The sequence below is a fragment of the Ensifer sp. EB106-05-01-XG146 genome (genome assembly GCF_058791875.1).
This window is the reverse complement of record NZ_JBYTDX010000002.1, coordinates 660,714-681,251: the sequence shown is the minus strand read 5'-3', so window position 1 is coordinate 681,251 and position 20,538 is coordinate 660,714. Positions and strand designations below refer to the sequence as shown.

At 63.9% G+C, this 20,538-nt stretch carries 14 protein-coding genes; 7 read left to right on the top strand and 7 right to left on the bottom strand.

Annotated features, from left to right (window positions below):
* The 4 genes from AC3WVQ_RS23175 to AC3WVQ_RS23160 form a co-directional block, all read right to left on the bottom strand.
* On the bottom strand, positions 1–1,014 hold the full coding sequence (locus tag AC3WVQ_RS23175) for an ABC transporter ATP-binding protein (protein WP_060518295.1): 1,014 nt from the start codon (positions 1,012–1,014) through the stop codon (positions 1–3).
* A 1-nt stretch (position 1,015) separates the two neighbouring features.
* A complete protein-coding gene (locus AC3WVQ_RS23170) occupies positions 1,016–1,885 on the bottom strand; it encodes an ABC transporter permease (protein WP_112983430.1) in 870 nt (289 codons plus the stop codon).
* Positions 1,882–2,823 carry an ABC transporter permease gene (locus tag AC3WVQ_RS23165; RefSeq protein ID WP_060518297.1) on the bottom strand — a complete coding sequence of 314 codons (942 nt, stop codon included), beginning with the start codon at positions 2,821–2,823 and terminating at the stop codon, positions 1,882–1,884. The genes AC3WVQ_RS23170 and AC3WVQ_RS23165 overlap by 4 nt, the downstream gene beginning before the upstream one ends.
* Before the next feature lie 63 nt (positions 2,824–2,886).
* A complete protein-coding gene (locus AC3WVQ_RS23160) occupies positions 2,887–4,464 on the bottom strand; it encodes an ABC transporter substrate-binding protein (protein ID WP_060530288.1) in 1,578 nt (525 codons plus the stop codon).
* 227 nt (positions 4,465–4,691) lie between these two features.
* Between AC3WVQ_RS23160 and AC3WVQ_RS23155 the strand changes: the two genes are divergently transcribed.
* A complete protein-coding gene (locus tag AC3WVQ_RS23155) occupies positions 4,692–5,312 on the top strand; it encodes a helix-turn-helix domain-containing protein (protein ID WP_082566307.1) in 621 nt (206 codons plus the stop codon).
* 71 nt (positions 5,313–5,383) lie between these two features.
* On the opposite strand, the gene AC3WVQ_RS23150 is transcribed toward AC3WVQ_RS23155, so the two are convergent.
* Together AC3WVQ_RS23150 and AC3WVQ_RS23145 are read right to left on the bottom strand one after the other, a co-directional pair.
* Positions 5,384–6,415, bottom strand: a complete 1,032-nt coding sequence (locus AC3WVQ_RS23150) for a trans-3-hydroxy-L-proline dehydratase (RefSeq protein ID WP_492383011.1) — start codon at positions 6,413–6,415, stop codon at positions 5,384–5,386.
* Between the two features lie 291 nt (positions 6,416–6,706).
* Positions 6,707–7,606 (bottom strand): GNAT family N-acetyltransferase, encoded by a 900-nt coding sequence (locus AC3WVQ_RS23145; RefSeq protein ID WP_492383010.1) that lies wholly within the window; start codon positions 7,604–7,606, stop codon positions 6,707–6,709.
* Positions 7,607–7,858: 252 nt separating this feature from the next.
* Here AC3WVQ_RS23145 and AC3WVQ_RS23140 point away from each other — a divergent pair, with 252 nt between their 5' ends.
* From AC3WVQ_RS23140 to pbpC, 3 genes are all read left to right on the top strand, one after another.
* Positions 7,859–8,524, top strand: a complete 666-nt coding sequence (locus AC3WVQ_RS23140) for a GntR family transcriptional regulator (RefSeq protein WP_492383009.1) — start codon at positions 7,859–7,861, stop codon at positions 8,522–8,524.
* Positions 8,525–8,736: 212 nt separating this feature from the next.
* Complete coding sequence (locus AC3WVQ_RS23135; RefSeq protein WP_492383008.1) at positions 8,737–14,193, top strand: alpha-2-macroglobulin family protein; 5,457 nt, start codon at positions 8,737–8,739, stop codon at positions 14,191–14,193.
* A gap of 8 nt (positions 14,194–14,201) precedes the next feature.
* Positions 14,202–16,283 carry a penicillin-binding protein 1C gene (pbpC, locus tag AC3WVQ_RS23130; RefSeq protein WP_492383007.1) on the top strand — a complete coding sequence of 694 codons (2,082 nt, stop codon included), beginning with the start codon at positions 14,202–14,204 and terminating at the stop codon, positions 16,281–16,283.
* Here the strand turns inward: pbpC and AC3WVQ_RS23125 are convergent.
* Complete coding sequence (locus tag AC3WVQ_RS23125; RefSeq protein ID WP_492383006.1) at positions 16,273–18,069, bottom strand: sensor histidine kinase; 1,797 nt, start codon at positions 18,067–18,069, stop codon at positions 16,273–16,275. The genes pbpC and AC3WVQ_RS23125 overlap by 11 nt on opposite strands.
* 68 nt (positions 18,070–18,137) lie before the next feature.
* Between AC3WVQ_RS23125 and AC3WVQ_RS23120 the strand changes: the two genes are divergently transcribed.
* The 3 genes from AC3WVQ_RS23120 (at position 18,138) to hpaH (ending at position 20,496) form a co-directional block, all read left to right on the top strand.
* Positions 18,138–18,797 (top strand): response regulator, encoded by a 660-nt coding sequence (locus AC3WVQ_RS23120; protein WP_034799397.1) that lies wholly within the window; start codon positions 18,138–18,140, stop codon positions 18,795–18,797.
* Between the two features lie 208 nt (positions 18,798–19,005).
* On the top strand, positions 19,006–19,620 hold the full coding sequence (locus tag AC3WVQ_RS23115) for a LysE family translocator (protein WP_492383005.1): 615 nt from the start codon (positions 19,006–19,008) through the stop codon (positions 19,618–19,620).
* Positions 19,621–19,692: 72 nt separating this feature from the next.
* Positions 19,693–20,496 (top strand): 2-oxo-hept-4-ene-1,7-dioate hydratase, encoded by an 804-nt coding sequence (hpaH, locus tag AC3WVQ_RS23110; RefSeq protein ID WP_060644333.1) that lies wholly within the window; start codon positions 19,693–19,695, stop codon positions 20,494–20,496.
* Positions 20,497–20,538 lie beyond the last annotated feature (42 nt).

Here is a 20,538-nt window from a genome sequence, read left to right as displayed (position 1 = left end):
TCATTGCGCCGCCTCCCGCGGTCCGAAATGCGCTTGGGCATCTTCAAGATGATGGCAGGCAACGAGCCGCGACGAGCCGATCACTTCGAGCGCTGGCCGAATGTCAGGACATTCGCGTCCTGCGACCGGACAGCGGGCGCTGAAGGCGCAGCCGCCTGGAAGCGCGTTCAACGCCGGCGGCGCGCCGGGGATCGAATAGAGCGGCGTTCGCGGCGCAACGTCGCGCGGGATCGAGCGCAACAACCCCAAGGAATAGGGATGGCGCGCGTCGGCGATCACATCCGTCGTCGTACCGACTTCGCAAAGCCTGCCACCATACATGACGGCCACGCGATCGCAGGTCTCGGCGACGACACCCATGTCATGGGTGACGAGGATCACCGCCATGCCGAGATCGCGGCTCAGCGACTGGATGAGCCTAAGGATCTGGTCCTGGATGGTGACATCGAGCGCCGTCGTCGGCTCGTCGGCCAACAGCAGCTTCGGATTGGAGGCAAGCGCAATGGCGATCATCACCCGCTGGCGCATGCCGCCGGAGAACTCGTGCGGGAAATCGTCGAGACGATTGCGGGCGCCGGGGATGCCGACGAGATCGAGCAGTTCGATCGCGCGTGCCTTCCGCGCTTTTGCGTCGAGGTTCGTATGCGCCACGAGGTTTTCCTGGATCTGCAGGCCGACCGTCAGCAGTGGATTGAGCGACGACATCGGCTCCTGGAAGATCATCGCGATCTCGCGGCCGCGGATGCGCCGGAGACGCGCCTCGTCGAGCGGAACGAGGTCGCGGCCGTTCCAGAGGATTTCGCCGGCGACCCGGCCGCGCGGCCGGATGATGCCGAGGATCGAGCGCAGCGTGATGCTCTTGCCCGAGCCGGATTCGCCGACCAGCCCAAGGATCTCGCCCTGCCCCACCTGGAACGAGACGTCGTCCACCGCGACCAGTGGGCGATCTTGCGGGCCGAACTCGGTTCGAAGGTGCCTGACGTCGAGCACGACCGGTTTTTCTGTGCTTTTCATCTCAGCGCCCCTTCGGCCGAAGCAGATCGGCCAGCGCGTCGCCGACGAGGCTGAAGCCGAGCCCGGTCAGAACGATGGCGATGCCGGGCATCAGGCTCATCCACCAGGCCGTCATCAGGAAGTTGCGGCCCTCGGCGATCAAGACGCCCCATTCGGCAGCCGGCGGCTGTGCGCCGAGGCCGAGATAGCCGAGCGACGAGCCGAGCAGGATCGCGAGCGCCATATCGGTCATCCAGTAGACGAGGATCGGCGAGATCGCGTTCGGCAGCAGATGGCGGAAGATGATGCGGCGATCGGAGTAGCCGAGAACCCGGCCGGCGGCGGCATAGTCGTTGGCCTTCTGCACCATGATTTCGGCGCGCGTCAGCCGGGCGTAATAGACCCAGTTCACCGCGGTGATCGCCACATACATGTTGACGAGGCCAGGCCCCAGCACCGCGACGATCGCGATCACCAGCACCAGGAAGGGAAAGGTGATGATCGCGTCGACGCAACGGCCGAAGATCACGTCGGCAATACCGCCGTAGTAACCGACGAAGGCGCCAACGGTGAGGCCGATCAAAAGCGCGAAGATCGTCGCGAAGAAGGCCATCTGCATGTCGACGCGATAGGCCCAGATGACGCGCGAGAGCACATCGCGGCCGAAATTGTCGGTGCCGAAGGGATGCGCAAGGCTCGGCCCCTGCTGGATCGCCTGAAGGTCGAAGGCAAGCGGGTCGTAAGGAGCAAAGAGCTGAGGGAACACCGCAAGCGCCAGCGACAGGCCGAGAATGACAATGCCGATCACGAAAGAAGGACGGGCGAAGGCGCGTGCCAGAAAGGCGGCGAGCCGTCCCCGCGTCCGCGAATGGGTGAGAGTCAGGACCGTCATGATTGGCGAAGCCTCGGATCGAGCCAGGATTGCACGACATCCGTCAAGAGGAAGACGACGGAGACGAGCACGGCGAAGGTGAGCGTCAGGCCCTGGATCAGCGGATAGTCGCGGGCAAAGATCGCCTCCAGCATCAGCCGGCCGACACCAGGAATGGCAAAAACCGTCTCGGTCACCAGCGTGCCACTCATCAGGTTGCCGATTGACAAACCCAGCAGAGTGACCGTCGAAACGAGCGCATTGCGCAACACGTGCCGGGTCATGATGATGCGCGGCGACAGGCCCTTGGCCCGCGCGAACTGCACATAGTCGGCGTCGAGCACCTCGATCAGCGAGGCGCGCAGATTGCGCAGGATGATCGCCGACGTATAGAGCGCGACGCTGAGTGCGGGCAGGATCAGGTGATAGAGATTGGCGAAAAAGGTCTTGCCGTAGCCGCCGACCGGAAACCAGCGCAACTGCGCCGCAAGCACGGTGAGCAGCAGGAGCCCGATGTAAAAGACGGGCATGGACAGACCGACCTGAAAGACGCTGCGGATGGCAACATCGACAGGGCTGTTGACGCGCGCTGCCGCGAGGAAGGCGAGCGGCCCGGCGAGGAACACAGCAAGCACGACCGCATAGAGCGCCAGGAAGATCGTCGTCGGCAACCGGCTGAGAATGACCTCGGTCACCGGCGCCTTCAACATGATCGAGCGGCCGAGATCGCCGGTCAGCGTGTTCTTGACGAAGACGAGGAACTGCACCGGCAACGGCTCATCGAGACCGAGATTGTGCCGGATCTGTTCAAGCTGCGCATCGGTCGCCTTGGCCTCGGCCATGGCGATGGCCGGATCTCCCGGCAAAAGGCGCACGAGCAGGAAGATGAAGATCATCACCAACAGGAACGTCGGGATGATCTGCAGCAGCCGTGCCACGAGATAGGAAAGTGAGGGCATGGTTCCAACCTTCAACGGAGAACCGGGCGGCTTGCCGCCCGGCTTTCGCAGATCGTTCCGCTATCAGTCGGCGCGCCAGGCTTCAGAGAAGTCATTGGCGCCGAGCGGCGTCTGGACGTAGCCTTCGATCGATTTCGAGACGGCGACGGCAAACGGCGTTTCGAACAGGAAGAGCAACGGTGCCTCGGCCGCGTAGATCTCCTGCATGCGCTTGTATTCGTCCTTGCGCTTGGCCGGATCGGTCTCGACGTTGGAGGCCTCGAACAGCGTGTTGAATTCCTGGTTGTTCCAGCCGGTGCCGACGGCCTGACGCTGCTTGTAATAGCCGAGCCAGCCGGTCACCTGCGCCGGGTCGTTGACGTCGTTCGCCCAGCCATACGTATGGATGTCGAAATCGCCGGACCGGTTCTTCTCGCCGCGGGTCGGGTTGTCGACCTGCTCGACCTTGAGGTTGACGCCGAGTGGCGCCCACATCTGCTGAAGTGCGGTAAACAATGTTGCATCGTCTGCGCTGCCGGCAAGCGTCGTCAGATTCACCTCGAAACCACCGCTGAGGCCAGCTTCGGACAGCAGCTGTTTGGCCTTTTCGGGGTCATAGGGGTAGAGCGGCTCGGGGCCATAGTGGAGCTGCGTCGCAGCCGACATCAGCGAGGTCATCGGCTTGCCGGTATCGAAGGTCACGAGCTTGATCAGCACGCTCTTGTCGGTCGCATAGTTCAGCGCCTGGCGCACCTTGACGTCGGCAAGCGGGTTCTTCGCGCCGTCCTTCTTCGCTTCGCGCGTGTTGATCGGCGCGTAGACGATGCGGGTCGAGGGGAAGAGCTCCATCTTCAGGTTCGGATCGGCGCCGAGCTCGCCGACGCGGGCAAACGGAATGAACTCGGCGGCGTCGACTTCGCCGGCCTGAAGCTTGAGGATGCGGGTCGCGTCATCCGGAATGACGAGGAATTCCACCCGGTCGAGATAGGGCAGCGGCTTGCCGTCTTCGCCCTGGCGCCAGTAGTTCGGGTTGCGCTCGAAGCTCATGCTCGAGCCCTGCACATGGCTCTTCATGACGAAGGGCCCCGATGTCACCGGACCGGCCGAGAAGAAGGCGCGCGCCTTTTCCTGGTCGGTCGCGCCGGCCGCCTTTTCGAAGGCTGCCTTTGGCATGATGCCGGTGTTGAAAGTCGCGAGGATCGAGATGATCGTCGGGTCGGGATTTTTCAGCGACACGGTGATCTTGTTGCCATCGGCCGTGACCGCGTCGACTGCGCCGAGCAGCCCCGCCCAGGGGCCGAGTTCGGCATTGCGTGCCCGATCCAGCGAGAAGACGACGTCGGCGCCGGTGAGGTCGGAGCCGTCGGAAAACTTGAGGCCGCTTCGAAGCGTCAGGGTGATAGTCTTGCCATCTGCCGAAACCTCGTGAGCCTCGGCGAGACCCGGCACGATCGAACCATCAGGACCGTTGCGGAGCAGCGTTTCGTAGAGACCGTTCACCATCCAGAGATCGGGATTGCGGTCGGCGTAAACGGGATCGATGACGGTCGAGTCGTCGTAGCGGGCGAAGGTCATCGCGCCACCGCGTTCGATCGCAAACGCCGAGGTGGCCGCAAGCAGACCCAGCGTCGTGCCGAGCAGAATAGGCAATATAGGTTTCATCTCACTCCTCCTTTTGACTGCAGCCGACATCGATCGCGCGCTGAACACGCTTATTGGATATTGGATCCAATTTTTCTTAGTGTTTTTTGCCGCCGACGGATTGCCGCGAAGACGTTCTTGTAGTTCCCCTTTTCAAGAAGGCTGGCATACGATCTGATCGGCTTGCCGAACCAACTTTAGCTGGACTAAAGTACATCGATAGACGTGAGTCAAGCGGAAAGAAAGTCATGCCACTGAAGATCGAAGAGGCGCCCGGAGCCCATGAAGGCGCCTCCCTCCCCGAAGCCTCGACACCCGCCTCGCTCGGGCAAATGCTCAGAGCCCGCCGCAAGGAAATCGGCAAGACCATGAAGGACGTGGCGCGCGAGGCGGGGCTGACGGAAGGCTTCATCAGCCAGATCGAGCGCGGCATTTCCACCCCGTCGCTAATCTCGCTGTACAACGTCGCCAATGCGCTCGGCACCAGCGTCGACACCTTCCTGTCGCAGCCGCCGCAGCATTCGCATTCGATGGTCTCGCACGCAGGGGAACGCCCCGGCTACAATGTCGAGACCAAGGAGCGCGTCTACGAACTGATCGAACGCGGCTTTCCGGGCGCGGCGCTCAACGGCTGCATCACCCATATGCCGCCGGGCTATGCGTCGGAACTGACCAGCCACGAGGGCGAGGACTTCCTTTACCTGATCGAGGGCGAGATGCTCTACCAGATCGATGGCAAGGACTATCTGCTGAAGGCCGGCGACACGCTGCACTTCCCCGCCTCGCTGCCGCACCGCGCCCGCAATGTCGGCGCGGGACCGGCCCGCGAACTCTGGGTCGGCACCACCCGGATCATCAAGGAAGACTGAACCGGCAGAACAATCCAAAGGCCTGGGCCGAAAGGTACGGGCCGCAACGAGGCGGCCCGCAAAGGCAGACCTTACTGCTTGCGCGGCCAGGTGTCGGCAAGGCGATAGCCGGCCGGCCACGGATCGGCCGGGTCGAGCATCACCTGGTGCGTGCCGGTGATCCAGGCGCGTCCGGAGATCTCAGGCACGATCGCCGGGCGTCCGCCGACCGTCGTTTCGCCGACGATGCGGCAATTGAAGGTCGAATCGATGATCGAGTGGCCGCTGAAGCGCTGGCCGACCTTCATCAGCCCACGCGCGTGCAGCACCGCCATGCGCGCCGAGCAGCCGGTGCCGGTCGGCGAGCGGTCGAGCTTGGCCGGCTGGATGACCACCGTGTTGCGGCCATGCAGAATGCCGTCCTTTTCTTCGACCGGCATCGTCAGCTGGCAGAAGGAGATATGATCCCATTCCGGATTTTCCGGATGGGTGAAGCCGAGCTGTTCGTTGGCCGCGCGGGTGATCTTGATACCGGTTTCGGCAAGCTCGCGCGCCTCGTCTGGCGTCACCGAGAAACCAAGAGCGCGAGCGTCGGTGATGACGAAGCTGTCGCCGCCATAGGCGGTATCGACCGTCAACGTGCCCAGACCCTCGACTTCAAGCTTGGCGTCGAGCTTGTCGGCAAAGGACGGCACGTTGGTGACGGTGATGCGCTCGGCCCTGCCGTTGCGGCACTCGGCAACGACGTTGACCAGTCCACCGGGCGCTTCCAGCACCATGCGCGTTTCCGGCTCCTGCATCGGTACGATGCCGCTGTCGAGCAGAACGGTGGAGACGCAGATCGAATTCGAACCGGACATCGGCGGCGTATCTTCGGGCTCCATGATGATGAAGCCCATGGTCGCGCGCGGGTCCTTCGGCGGCACAAGCAGATTGATGTGGCGGAAGACGCCACCGCGCGGCTCGTTGAGCACGAAATTGCGCAGCGTCTGGTCTTCGGCGATGAAGCGGCGCTGTTCCCAGAGCGTGTTTCCAGGCGGCGGCGCGACGCCGCCGACGATGACGTCGCCGACTTCCCCTTCCGCGTGGCAGGAAACGATATGAACGACCTTGTTGCTGCGCATGCGCTTTCTCCTTCCGTGACGGTGGACGGACGCCACCCGGGCGCGCCCATCACTTGCGGCCGCTCCCCCATTTCACCGGGTGACGCGATGGCGTCGCCCGTCGACGAAACGACTCTTAGAAACATTGGATCCAATATACAATCTGAAAATACTCATAACCCAAATCCGGCCAGAGGCCTGCAAACGTACGCCGTGACAGTCCGCCGACCGGCTTGTCGGCAACGACGTCGAAATAGCTGCGCTTTGAGTTCGATCAGCGACATGGAAGCGCCTCGAGCACACCTCAAGAGCTCACATGAACCCCGGATTGCGGGGCAGATAGCGCGTCCAGTCGCCATAACCGGGAGACGCCATCAGCAGCATTGGAAACGTGATCCGCATCCCCTGATTGACCGCAAGGCTCAAAGCGCCGTCGCATGCCCCGGGCAAGAAGGCCGAAATCCTCTCAGACGTGCCCGCGGCGGCCAATCGCAACGCGGCCGCGAAGGCATCTTGAACATGGTCGGGCCACAGGACGGCGAGTGGGCCGATGTGCCCGTTGGCGCCGATAAAGCCGTATCCGGCAGGATCGCTGCCGGCGTAAAACAGAAACCCTCGGGTTGCCAGATCGCCAAGCAGGTGGCGATGATGCTTGTCCCGCGATACGCCGATGGCGCAGCGATCGACCGTCGCCAGCGTCTCCATGGTCGCTGCATCGGGTTCGATCGGCACGGCGCGCAGGACCGTCTCCGGCAACATCCGCATTGCCTCCCGCCTGGCATCGAAAAAATAGATCGGCGTGCGCGGAAAGAAGCCGTGTCGCATGTAGAGCCCCTGCGACACCCGATTGAAGGTGAAGGTGATCAGCGCCTTGTGGGCTGCGCCTGACTTGCGCGAATGTTCCAGAGTTCGTTCCAGCAGCGAATTTCCGATGCCCCGGCCCTGTTGAGCGGGATCGACGAACAACTGGGCGAGAAACCAGAGATCCCCGCAAGTCCAACTCCAGGCGCATCCGACGATGCCCCCGCCCTCTTCGGCCACCCAGAGGCCGTCCGGATCGTCCCTAAGGCAAAAAAGCTGAAAATTGGGAGGGCTTGTCGCCGCCATCGGGCCGAAGCCGTGCCGAATGGTAAGATCGTTGATGCTTGAGACGACCAGTGCATCGGTCGCAGCCAATTCGTCGGCTTGAGCGGGCCTGTAAACGAGCGGCATTGGTAACACCACGAGAGGTTTCCAAGACAAGGCTGGCTTCGCAGCTCGACCATATCACGCTCTGCCGCTCCGCTTCATCAGAGACCTTTCCTCCGTCAGACGATTTCCGGCTCCGGCGACGAGATCGTCGCGCCTACTTTCCAAAGCTCTGTTGCCCGGCGCCCGGATTGGACCTATGACCGTTGACCAACAGCGCGAAAACGCTTCCGAATTCGCCGTGCCGAGAGGCTTGGCCAGCGGGGTTTGAACAGGATGAAACTCGACGCCGTCGATGTCAGGCAAGCCGCCTCAGCGGCCGATATCGTCTATGAGGCCTTGCGCAAGGCGATCATCGAAGGCGACCTTGCCGAAGGCGAGAACCTGCGCCAGGACCACATCGCCCAGATGTTCAACACCAGCCGCATTCCGGTGCGCGAGGCGCTTTCGCGGCTGGAGCAGCATGGGCTGATTACCACCGAGCGCTATAAGGGCGCCGTTGTCGCCGGCCTCTCGATTGAGGAAATCGAGGAGATTTTCGAGTTCCGCGCACTGATCGAGGCTGAGGTCATTCGGCTTGCCGTACCCAGTCTCGACCGCCGTACTCTGGACCTTGCACGCCAGCATTGCGAGGAATTCGAGCAGGAGGAAAATTCCGACCGCTGGGGCGAAATCAACCGCAACTTCCACTACAGCCTCTACGAGGCAGCACGTCGCCCCTATTACCTGCAGATCGTTCGCGCCTCTCTCGATCGCATCGACCGTTACCTGCGGGCGCAGCTGACGCTAACCTCGGGCGTCGCGCGTGCGCGCCGCGAACACAAGGCGATCCTGGATGCCTGTGTGGCGAGCGACGCCGAGCGGGCCAGCGCCTTGACGCGCGATCATATCCTCGATGCCGGTCGTTCGCTGACCGTCTTCCTGAGAGAACAACGAGGCTAGCGGCGCGGTTTCTCCCGCGGCTTTGGCCGACCGTCATAATAGTTTGATTTACATATCGTTTTATCGTGTTTCATTCCGGATCGATGCTCGATCCTTCACAGCAGTGCTCCCGCTGAAATTGCGCCGCACGTCGACTGCTCTCCGGTTGACAAGCGGGGCGGAAGCCTGAAAAGTGAAGCCTCTATCGAGACCGGCAGCGTTGGGAGGACTTGATGTCTGTGCGCGCGTTTTTCGGCCTTTCCACCCTCTTCCTGTCGCTTTTGACCGCCGGCATCCCCGCCGTCGCCCAGGAGAGTGGACGGCAGATCGAGATCACTCAGGACGGCGATTATTTCGGTTTCGACCTCAGGACCGAACAGAACGTCTCGCTCGACGAATGCCAGCAGACATGCATCGCGGACCAGGCTTGCCGCGCCTTCACCTACAATCCCAAGGTGAAGTGGTGCTTCCTCAAGTCCGACTATAACCAGCTCAACACCTTCCCCGGCGCAATCGCCGGCAAGGTCGTGCAGCCGCAGGTCACACAAGCCGACATCGGGGCGCCGCCGCGCCTGAAATTCCTGTCGGATCAGTTGCTGCAGGACGCCCGCAACACCAAGGCCAATCTGACACTGGCCAACGATCAGCAGGGCATGGGCGTCAATACGCTCATCGACATGGCACGCGGCCAGGCCGGCATGGGCAATATCGAAAATGCGCTGAAGGCCTTCCAGGGCGCGTTGGCGATCAATCCTGATGACGCCGAACTCTGGCTGGAGGCGGCGCGAACCGCGAACCGCATCACCAACAATTCAAGCGTATCGATCCAGGCGGCGATCGCCGCGATCAACGGCTACGAGCTGACCCGCACCACCGAGAGCCGGGCGCATGCGCTTGCCGTCATGGCCAAATCGCTGGAAGGCGCCGAGAATTTCCGCGCCGCCCTGAACGCCTACAAGGCGAGCCTGGAACTGGTGAAGGCAAAATCGGTCGAGGCAGCCTATCTCGACCTTAAGCAGCGCAAGGGCTTCCGCGTCGTCGAACATACGATCGATTCCGACGCTGCGACGCCGCGCGCCTGCCTGCAGTTCTCCGAGCAGCTTTTGAAGAGCGGCGCCGACTATGCCTCCTTCGTAACCGTCAATGGTGCTGCGCCAAAGGCGCTTGAGGCGAAGGGCGACCAGATCTGCATCGAAGGCCTATCGCATGGCGAGCGCTACAAGCTGACCCTTCGCGCCGGCCTGCCGTCCACCGTCGACGAAATGCTCGAAGCGCCCGTCACCCTCGATATCTATGTCGCGGACCGCGCCCAAATGGTGCGCTTCACCGGCGACAGCTTCGTGCTGCCGTCGACCGCGCGCCGCGGCATCCCGCTCGTTTCCGTCAACACCGACAGCGCCAAGCTGAAACTCTACCGCGTCGGCGATCGCAGCATCGCCCAGGTGCTGCAGAGCTCGCAGTTCCTGACCCAGCTCGACGGCTACAGCGCCCAGCGCATCGAGGATGAGATCGGCGAACTCGTCTGGCAGGGCTCGATCGACATCGAGCGCGACGTCAACAAGGAAGTCGTCACAAGCTTCCCGGTCGACGAGGCACTGCCTCAACGCAAGCCCGGCGTCTACGTCCTGACCGCCGCACCGACCACCGGTATCAGCCAGGAATGGGATGCGCGCGCCACGCAATGGTTCGTCGTTTCCGATATCGGCATCTCCACCTATGCCGGCACCGACGGGCTGAACGTCTTCGTGCGCTCGCTTGCGACTGCCGAGCCGATCGAAGGCGTCGAACTGCAGCTCGTCGCCAAAAACAACGAGATCCTCGGCACGGCGGTGAGCGATGATGACGGCCGCGTGACCTTCACTGCTGGCCTGATCCGCGGCACAGCCGGGCTCACGCCCGCCGTCATCACCGCCAAGAAGGGCGAGGACGACTATGTCTTCCTCGACATGAGCCGCGCCGGCTTCGACCTTTCGGACCGTGGCGTCACCGGGCGCGCGGCCCCTGGCGCCATCGACATTCTCGCCTGGACCGAGCGCGGCATCTATCGTGCCGGCGAAACCGTGCATGCGGCAGCGCTTGCCCGTGACGTTGACGGCATGGCGATCGAGAACCTGCCGCTGACCTTCGTCTTCCTCCGCCCGGATGGTGTCGAATATCGCCGCATGACCAGTGCCGGCGGCAAGCTCGGCGGCCATACGCTCGACCTCGACACCCAGGCAAACGCCATGCGCGGCACCTGGACGATGCAGATCTTCACTGACCCGAAGTCGCCTGCGATCGGCGAGAAGCAGTTCCTGATCGATGACTTCGTGCCGGATCGCACCGAATTCGATCTCACCAGCGACGCCAAGGAAATCGCCGCCGGTGAGACGGCAAGCGTGGCAGTCGACGGGCGCTATCTCTATGGCGCACCGGCTGCCGGCCTCGAACTTGAAGGCGAAGTGACGATCAAGCCGACGCGCGAAAACGCCGCCTTCAAGGGCTATTCCTTCGGTCTTGCCGACGAAGAGGCGAGCGAAGACACGCGCCTGCCGCTCGAAGAGCTTTCGTCGCTCGACGAGGAAGGCAAATCCAGCTTCGACGTCCTCATCGACGAAGTGCCCTCGACCACGCAGCTGCTAAATGCCACCGTGACCGTTCGCATGCGTGAAGCCGGCGGCCGCGCCGTCGAGCGCTCGCTGAAACTGCCGGTGCGCGCCGAGGGCCCGATGCTCGGCATCAAGCCGGAATTCGAGGGTGAGCTCGCCGAAAACTCCGTCGGCAAGTTCCGCGTCATCGCCGTCGATCCGGCCGGCAGCAAGGTCGCCATGCAGGGGCTCCTCTGGAAGCTGATCAGCGTCGAACGGAACTATCACTGGTATCGCGACGGCAGCGCGTGGAAATACGAGCCCGTCGTTACCACCAAACAGGTGGCCAACGGCAGCGTCGACCTGACGGAAGACGGCGGCGATATCTCCGTGCCCGTCGGCTGGGGGCGCTATCGCCTGGAAGTCGAGACGGCTGCGGTCGATGGCCCGACTTCTAGCGTCGAATTCGACGCCGGCTGGTATGTCGCCGCCACCTCGACAGAAACGCCTGACGGCCTGGAAATCGCGCTCGACAAGGAAAAATATGCGGTCGGCGACACGGCCAAGCTGAAGGTCTCGCCGCGTTTTGCCGGCGAACTGCTGGTCACCGTCGGCACAGAGAACCTGATCACGACCGAGACGGCATCGATTGCGGCTGAAGGCGGCGAAGTCGAATTGCCGGTCACCGACGCCTGGGGCGCCGGCGCCTATGTCACCGCCACGCTCTACCGGCCGGGCGATGCCCAGGAAAGCCGCATGCCGATGCGCGCCATCGGCATCAAATGGCTCACCGTCGATCCGGCCGAGCGCAAGCTCGCCGTCACGCTTAACGCGCCCGAAAATATGGAGCCGCGCCAGCCGCTCGACATCAGCCTCCAGGTCGCCGGTGCCGGTGCCAATGAGGAAGCCTATGTGACGATCGCCGCCGTCGATGTCGGCATTCTCAATCTCACCCGCTACGAGCCGCCGAACCCGGAAGCCTGGTATTTCGGCCAGAGACAGCTCGGCCTTGAAATCCGCGACCTTTACGGTCGCCTGATCGACGGCTCGCTCGGCGCGACCGGAAAACTGCGCACCGGCGGCGATGGCGGCCAGGTCGCGCTCCAGGGCAGCCCGCCCACGGAAAAGCTGGTCGCCTTCTTCGAAGGACCGGTACAGCTCGACGGCGACGGCAAGGCAACCGTCAGCTTCGACATCCCGCAGTTCAACGGAACGGCGCGACTGATGGCCGTTGCCTGGACGAAATCCGGTGTCGGCCACGCCACGCGCGACGTGGTGATCCGCGACCCCGTCGTCGTTACCGCCAGCCTGCCGCGGTTCCTGGCGCCCGGAGACCGGTCGGACCTGAGGCTCGATATCGCCAATACCGACGCACCGGCCGGCGACTACCAGATCCATGTGACGACCAGTGGCCAGGCCACCGTCGAGCAACCGGGGACGGGCAGCACGGTCACCCTGGACCAGGGCGGTCGCTCCTCCATCACCTTGCCGGTCGTCGGGCAATATCCCGGCAACGGCGTCGTCACCGTGGCGCTGACCGGCGCCAACGGCCTTTCGCTCGAGCAGTCGCTCGACCTGCTCGTGCGTCCGGCAACCCTGCCGGTGACACAGCGACAAGTAGTTTCGATCGCGCCAGGAAGCAGCCTGACGGTCGACGGGCAGTTGCTCGCCGACAGCATCCTGCAGGGCGCTTCCGTCAACCTCAGCGTCACCCGCTCTGCCGCCTTCGATATGCCGGCACTGCTGATGACCCTCGATCGCTATCCCTATGGCTGCACGGAGCAAACGACCAGCCGCGCGCTGCCGCTGCTCTACCTGAGCGAACTCGCCAAGCAGTCCGGCCTTGCCGATGACGAGGGCGTGACGAAACGGGTGCAGGAGGCGATCTACCGCGTGCTCTCCAACCAGTCCTCGTCGGGCAGCTTCGGCCTTTGGGGGCCGGGCTACGGCGACCTCTGGCTCGATGCCTATGTCACCGACTTCCTGACCCGCGCCCGCGAGCAGAAATATGACGTGCCCGAGGCCGCAATGGTTCAGGCGCTGGAAAACCTGCAGAACGGCGTCAGCTACGACACCAACGCCAAGGATCGCGGCAACGAGATCGCCTATGCGCTCTACGTGCTTGCCCGCAATCGCAAGGCGGCGATCAACGACCTGCGTTATTACGCAAACACGCTGATCAACGATTTCCCGACGCCGCTCGCCAAGGCTCATATCGCCGCAGCGCTTTCGCTGTATGGCGATGCTCAAGGGGCGCAGGACACGTTTGCCAACGCGGCGAACATGTCGACGGGCCTCGTCAATGTCAGCCTGTCGCGCTCCGACTACGGCTCGTCGCTGCGTGACGGCGCGGCGGTGCTGGCGCTTGCGGCCGAAAGCCGACCGGTCCCGCCGATCGTTCCAGAGCTATCGAAAATGGTCGCCCGCGAATGGGAACAGAAGACCTATACCAGCACCCAGGAACAGGCCTGGATGCTGCTTGCCGCCCGCGCCATCCAGAATGGCGACGAGGACATGGCGCTCGATGTCAACGGCGCATCGAAGTCCGGCAGCTATGCCGCCCAGATGACCGGCGACGCGCTCATCACCCACCCGGTGGTGATCCGCAACCAGGGTGCCGATCCGGTTTCGGCCGTGGTCACCACGGTCGCCGCCCCCGCCCAGCCGCTTTCGGCCGGCGGCGACGGCTTCACCATCGAGCGCACCTACTACACGCTCGACGGAGCCGAGGCGAACGTCATGGAAGCGCGGCAGAACGAACGCTACGTCGTCGTGCTGAAAGTCACGGAGGCCAACGACTGGCCGTCGCGCGTGCTGGTCACCGACCTGCTGCCGGCCGGTTTCCAGATCGACAATCCGAGCCTCGTCGACAGTGCCCAGCTCAACAATTTCGAGTGGCTCGGCGAAATCACCGCGACCCATACGGAGTTCCGCAACGACCGCTTCGTCGCAGCACTCGACCGCAGCATCGGCGCCGGCCGCGAGGTCACGCTGGCCTATGTCGTGCGCGCGGTAACGCCGGGCACGTATGACCATCCGGCCGCAACTGTCGAGGACATGTACCGGCCGCAGCTTTCGGCCCGCACCGCCACCGGGCGCATGGAGGTGCTGGCCGCGCAATAGGCGAGATCATGTCGATTGGGCGCAAACTGCTGATCGCCTTGCCCGTCTGCCTGCTGGTGACGGGGCTGACGGGCTTTGCGATCGAAAAGGCTGACGAGGCCTTCCCGCCGCCGCTTGCGGAGGCGGACGTCGTCTCGCGCGAGGTGGACGACGCCAACGGACAGCTCTTGCGCGCCTTCGCAACGCCGGATGGCCTCTGGCGACTGAAGACCACGGTCGACGATGTCGATCCGCAGTTCCTGAAGATGCTGATCGCCTACGAAGACCAGCGTTTTGAGGAGCATTCCGGCGTCGATATCCTGGCGCTTGGCCGCGCCGCGCTTCAATTCGTCAGCAATGGCCGGATCGTCTCGGGCGCCTCGACGCTTTCCATGCAGGTCGCCCGGCTGATCGAGCCGCGGCAGCAGCGCTCGATAACCGCCAAGCTGTTGCAAATCGCACGCGCGATCCAGATCGAGCGACGGCTATCGAAGGACCAGATCCTCAATCTCTATCTCACCCATGCGCCTTATGGCGGCAATATCGAGGGTGTGCGCGCCGCGAGCCTCTCGTGGCTAGGCAAGGAGCCGAAACGGCTGACGGCCAGCGAAGCGGCCCTGCTCGTGGCACTACCGCAATTACCGGAGAAGCGCCGCCCGGACCGCAACCATGCCGCCGCTGTCGCCGCCCGCGAACGGGTGCTGACGCGTCTCGCCGTTGCTGACGTGATTGGCGACGGCGAAGCGGAACGCGCGATCGCCACGTCCGTTCCGTCGCGCCGGCTGCAACTCCCGGCCTATGCCGCGCACCTCGCCGAACGGGCGTTGCGCAAGGACCCGCGGGCCGTTCGGCATGAGACGAGCTTGCGCCTTGCCGTCCAGCGCAACCTCGAAGCCGTGGCAAAGGAAGGGGCAGCCAAGCTCGGACCGAAGGTTTCGGTCGCCATGGTGATGGCCGATGCGAAGACCGGAGAGATCGTCGCTTCGGTCGGATCGGCCGACTATTTCGATGCGAGCCGCTCCGGCTGGATCGACATGACGCGCATCACGCGTTCGCCGGGCTCCACCCTCAAGCCCTTCATCTATGGCCTTGCCTTCGAAGAAGGACTCGTCAGCCAGGAAACGATCATCGAGGACCGGCCGGCGGACTTCTTCGGCTACCGCCCACGCAACTTCGACATGAGCTACCAGGGCGATGTCAGCGTGCGCGAGGCGCTGCAATTGTCTCTGAACGTTCCGGCGATCCGCCTGCTCGACGCGGTCGGCCCGGCCGAGCTGATGATGCGCTTTCGCCGCGGCGAGGTGAAGCCGGCACTTCCTGCCGGCGAAGCACCCGGCCTTGCGATCGGTCTTGGCGGCGTCGGACTTTCCCTGCGCGATCTCGTGCAGCTCTATGCGGCGCTTGCCAATCGCGGCTTCCCGCTCCGGCTCGGCGACGGCGTTGAGGGCAAGGCGGGCCTGATCGAAGCGGAACCGGTGCTTTCGCCGGTCGCCGTCTGGAATGTCTCCGACGCGCTCTCCGGCGTGTTGCCGCCCGCTGGCAGTCGCCAGCGCGGCATCGCCTATAAGACCGGCACCAGCTATGGCTACCGTGATGCCTGGTCGGTCGGCTATGATGGCCGCCATGTGCTCGGGGTCTGGGTCGGACGGCCCGACAATGGCGCGGTTCCCGGCCTCACCGGCTATGGCAGCGCCGCCCCCATTCTCTTCGAAGGCTTCGCCAAATCCGGCTTTGGCATCACGCCGCTGCCCGATGCGCCGGCCGGCGCGATCCGCATTTCTCAAGCCGAACTGCCGATCAGCCAGCGCCGCTTCTCGCTGACGGCAAGCGGCCTCGTCAACGCTTCGGCCCGCGAGCCGGCACCGCAGATCGTGTTTCCGCCCGAGGGCGCACGCGTCGAGCTCAGTGCGAACCATCAGGCGCTTTCGCCGCTGACACTCAAGCTCCAGGGCGGACGCGCGCCGTTCCGCTGGCTTGCCAACGGCAAGCCTCTGCCGGAGCTCACCCGCCGGCGGGTCACGCAGTGGCAACCGGATGGTGCCGGCTATTCGACGCTGACGGTGATCGATTCCGTCGGCCGCGCCGCCAGCGTGCGCGTCTTCATCGAGTAACAGTGCGGATCTCGCGTGCCGCATCTTCAGGCCGCTCGGCGAGGAGCGCTTCGATCTCCTCCTCCAGCCGCACCGCATCGAGCGGCTTGTGGAGAAGACGGTGGCCGCTTGCGGTCACTTCCTTCAGCCGTGCCGGCGACGTATCGCCGGAAAGGATCAGCGCCGGCACCTCCCGCCCGAGATGGGCCCTGATCTCCCGGATCGCATCGATCCCGGTCTTGCCGGCCTCGAGACGGTAATCGGTGATGACAAGATCGACCGGCGCCTCTCCCAGGCGCGCAGCCTTCGCAAGCTCCTTTCGGGCCGTGGCAGCCGAACGCCCGGCATAGACCGCATAGCCGAGCGTGCGGAGCAACAGCGCCGTCGCATCCAGCGCGTCGCGCTCGTCGTCGATGACGACGATACCCCCTTGCTGCGTCGCAGCGGTCGGATGGGCGCGTCCGGGCTTTGCCAGCGAAGGCGGCGCGACCACCGGCAAAGTGATGGAAAACATCGAACCGCGACCCTCCGTCGAGACTACCTTGATCGGGTGGCCGAGCAGAGCGGCGGTACGCTGCACGATGGCAAGGCCGAGCCCGAGCCCCTGCGCCCGGTTGCGTGCAGGATTTTGCAGTTGCACGAACTCCTCGAAGATCACTTCCTGCTCTGAATCGGGGATGCCGACACCGGTGTCCCAGACCTGCACCTCCAGCGCAGCACCGCGGCGTCGGCAACCGATCAGCACCGTGCCGGTCCGCGTGTAGCGGAAGGCATTGGAAAGAAGGTTGTCGAGGACACGCTTCAGCATCATCGGGTCGGTATCGACCCAGACATCCGTCATCACCACGCGCCATCCGAGGCCCTGGTCCTTCGCAATGCCGGAGAACTCCGCCTTGAGGTCGTGGAACAGTCGCCGTAGGGACACCGGTTCTCGCGCGACGGTCACGATTCCCGCGTCAAGCTTGGAAATGTCGAGCAACGCGTCGAGCAGACCGCCGAGATTGCCGATAACCGAGCGCGCGCGATCGGCGAGGTCGCGGGCGTTCTTGGCCGGAACGTCACCGTTGCGACCGAGTGCTGCGAGCGTCGAGGTGAAAAGGCTGAGGGCGTGGATCGGCTGACGCAGGTCGTGGCTTGCGGCAGCGAGGAACCGCGACTTGGAGCGATCGGCGCTCTGCGCCTTGTCGCGCTCTGCCTCAAGGCTGGTGATCAGCGACAGATTCTCGAAACGCAGCCGCACCGTTTCGGCAAGCGTCCTGTGGGTGACGCGGCTGTAGTAGAGGTCGACGCCGAAGAGGCAGATGGTGAAAATCAGATAGGTGTCGTAGATCGGCCCTTCGCCGAGGAAGCAGCGGATCGCGAAGGGCAGGAGGATCGCAACCAGCGAGCCGGCATAGGCGAGCGGAAAGGCAGACAGCGACGGCACCGCACCGCTGGCAATGCCTGTGATCACGATGCAGACGAAGGCAAGCGTCTGCGGCTCGTCCGGATGGAAGGCAAACCAGCCAAGCGCGCCCCAGAGACCGCTGGAAACCCACGAAAGCAGCGTGAAGCGCCAGGCCCATCGCCGCCAGTCCCGCGTCCGCCCTTCATCGGTCTGACGCCGATATCGCCAGTCGAGAAGAATGCGGGCGAACGTCAGCAGATAGAGTGCGGCACCCCATGAAAACAGCAGATCCCACGACACAAGATCGCGCAGGACATAAGCAACCGGCAGTGGAATTGCGAAATTGGCAAAAAGCACCGCGTAAGATTGACGAAATAATAAGCCTATCAGGAGAGGTTGCAGGTGTTCGCGAGTCTCCATTGCCGCTCCTGTCTCGATGCAACGCCATGTCCGCGGAGAATTGCCGATTTCGATGAAGGATTGCTTACATGCGCAAACTGCTGACGATCGTGGTGGCAGACGATCACGCCATCGTTCGCGAGGGCCTGAAGCTGCTGCTCTCCACCATGGACCACGTATCGGTGGTTGCGGAAGCGGCCGACGGCGAGACGCTGACGACCATCGTTCGCGCCAGCAGTCCTGATCTGGTGATCCTCGACCTCGGCATGCCGGGGGTTGCCGGCGTGCAGTTCATCAACGAACTCCGGGCGGTCGCGCCGCGCATGAAGATCCTGGCGCTGACCGCAAACATCGAGCCGCGAACCGTGCGGGCCGTGATCGCCGCCGGGGCCAGCGGTTACCTGACGAAGACCGGCGATCCGGCCGAACTGAATGCAGCACTCGACGCAATGCTGCGAAACGAAATTTATCTCAGCCAATCGGTTCGTTTCGCCATCGACGATCCCCGCAGCCACCAGCCGCCGCCGACAACCGATACGGCGCTCTCCCCCATCCCCCTCACCCGCCGCGAAATGCAGATCCTCTCTCTCGCCGCCCAGGGGCTGACCGCGCGCGAGACCGCCGATCGCCTCGGTATCAGCCCGCTCACGGCCCGCAAGCATCGCGAGAACCTGATGCGCAAGCTCAGTCTGCACAACACGGCAGAGATCGCCGCCTATGCGCTGCGCATCGGCCTGCCGATCGGTTGATATCGCAGTCCTCGCCGGTCTTTCCGGAAGTCACCTTCCCTTAACCACGGCAAAACAGGCGATCCTGCCACAACGCCGAAATACGGCACCTGCCGTATGTCAATCGGATACAACCAAGCGTAGTTCTCCCGCTCTATCGCGCCACCAAGATGGTTCGACGCCAAGACGTCGGCCCGGGGGCGTTCCGGCTATTTCGGGAGGAGCCCCCATGCCGTCGCTGGAGCATTGGATTTCGTTCGCACTGGCAACGACGATTTTCGCCTTCATGCCGGGTCCTGCCATTCTCTATATGACGGCGCAGACGTTGGCGCATGGCCGCAAGGCCGGCCTCCTGGCGGCGCTCGGCATTCATATCGGCTGCTACATCCACATCGCCGCCGCGGCGCTCGGGCTTGCCGCCCTGCTTCACCATGCACCGCTTCTCTATGGGGCGATCAAGCTTGCCGGCGCCGTCTATCTGGTCTGGCTCGGCGCGACCATGCTGCTCGGGGTCGGCAAACATGCCGCCCACGCCGAGGCTGCGAAACCCGGCGTCCTGCGCGACAGCATCGTGGTGGAGGTCCTCAATCCCAAGACCGCCTTGTTCTTCGTGACCTTCCTGCCGCAGTTCGTGGATCCGGCCGTGGCGATGCCGATGTCGCTGCAGTTCCTGATGTTCGGCCTGCTGGTGAACCTTGCCCTGTCGGTCGCCGATATCGCGGCCGTCTTCCTCGCCTCCTTCACGCTCGGTCGGCTGGTTGGTGGCGCCGGCAATCTTGTTCCGCGCACCTGCGGTTCGATCCTCATCGGCCTCGGCCTGATGCTGGCAAGTCAGCCGATCTGATCGCCCAAAGACGGTGCGCGCGCCGGGTCCGACCTTGGTGTATCCTTAAGGGCGCTGAAGTCGGGGGGCGCCATGCTGAATGCAACCGAGATCGCCAAGGCCGCCGAAAGCCTGCATCAGGCCGAACGCGATCGAAAACAGATCGGGCTCCTGTCGCTCAAGCATCCCGAAATGACGGTCGACGACGCCTATGCGATCCAGGCGGCTCTGGTCCGGCGCAAACGCGACGACGGCCACCGCATCATCGGCTGGAAGATCGGGCTGACGTCCAATGCCATGCAGCAGGCGCTCGGCATCGACACGCCCGATTCCGGCGTGCTCTTCGACAACATGCTGTTCGACGACGGCGCAAGCATACCCGCCGATCGCTTCATCCAGCCACGGGTCGAAGCGGAGATCGCGTTCATCATGAAAACCGGGCTCAAAGGCCCGCGGGTCAACATCGTCCAGGTCCTGAACGCCACGGATTATGTCATGCCGGCGCTGGAAATTCTCGACAGCCGGATCGTCCGCACGGATCCGAAAACAAAGAAGGCGCGCATCCTCGTCGATGCGATCGCCGACAATGCCGCCAATGGCGGCCTCATCCTCGGCGGCCGCGCCGTGCGCCCCGATACGGTCGACATGCGCTGGATGGGGGCGATCGTGTCGCGCAATGCGGTGATCGAGGAAACGGGGCTTGCGGCCGGCGTGCTCAACCATCCGGCGCGCGGCATCGCCTGGCTCGCCAATCGTCTCGCGCAATGCGGCGACGCGATCGAGCCTGGCCAGATCGTTCTCTCAGGCTCTTTCATCCGCACGCTCGAAGCCAGGAGCGGCGACACGATCGTCGCCGATTTCGGCGCTTACGGCTCGGTCAGTTGCCACTTCGCCTGAAGTGTATAACGACAGGCAAGCTACACACCCGCCGCGCGGATA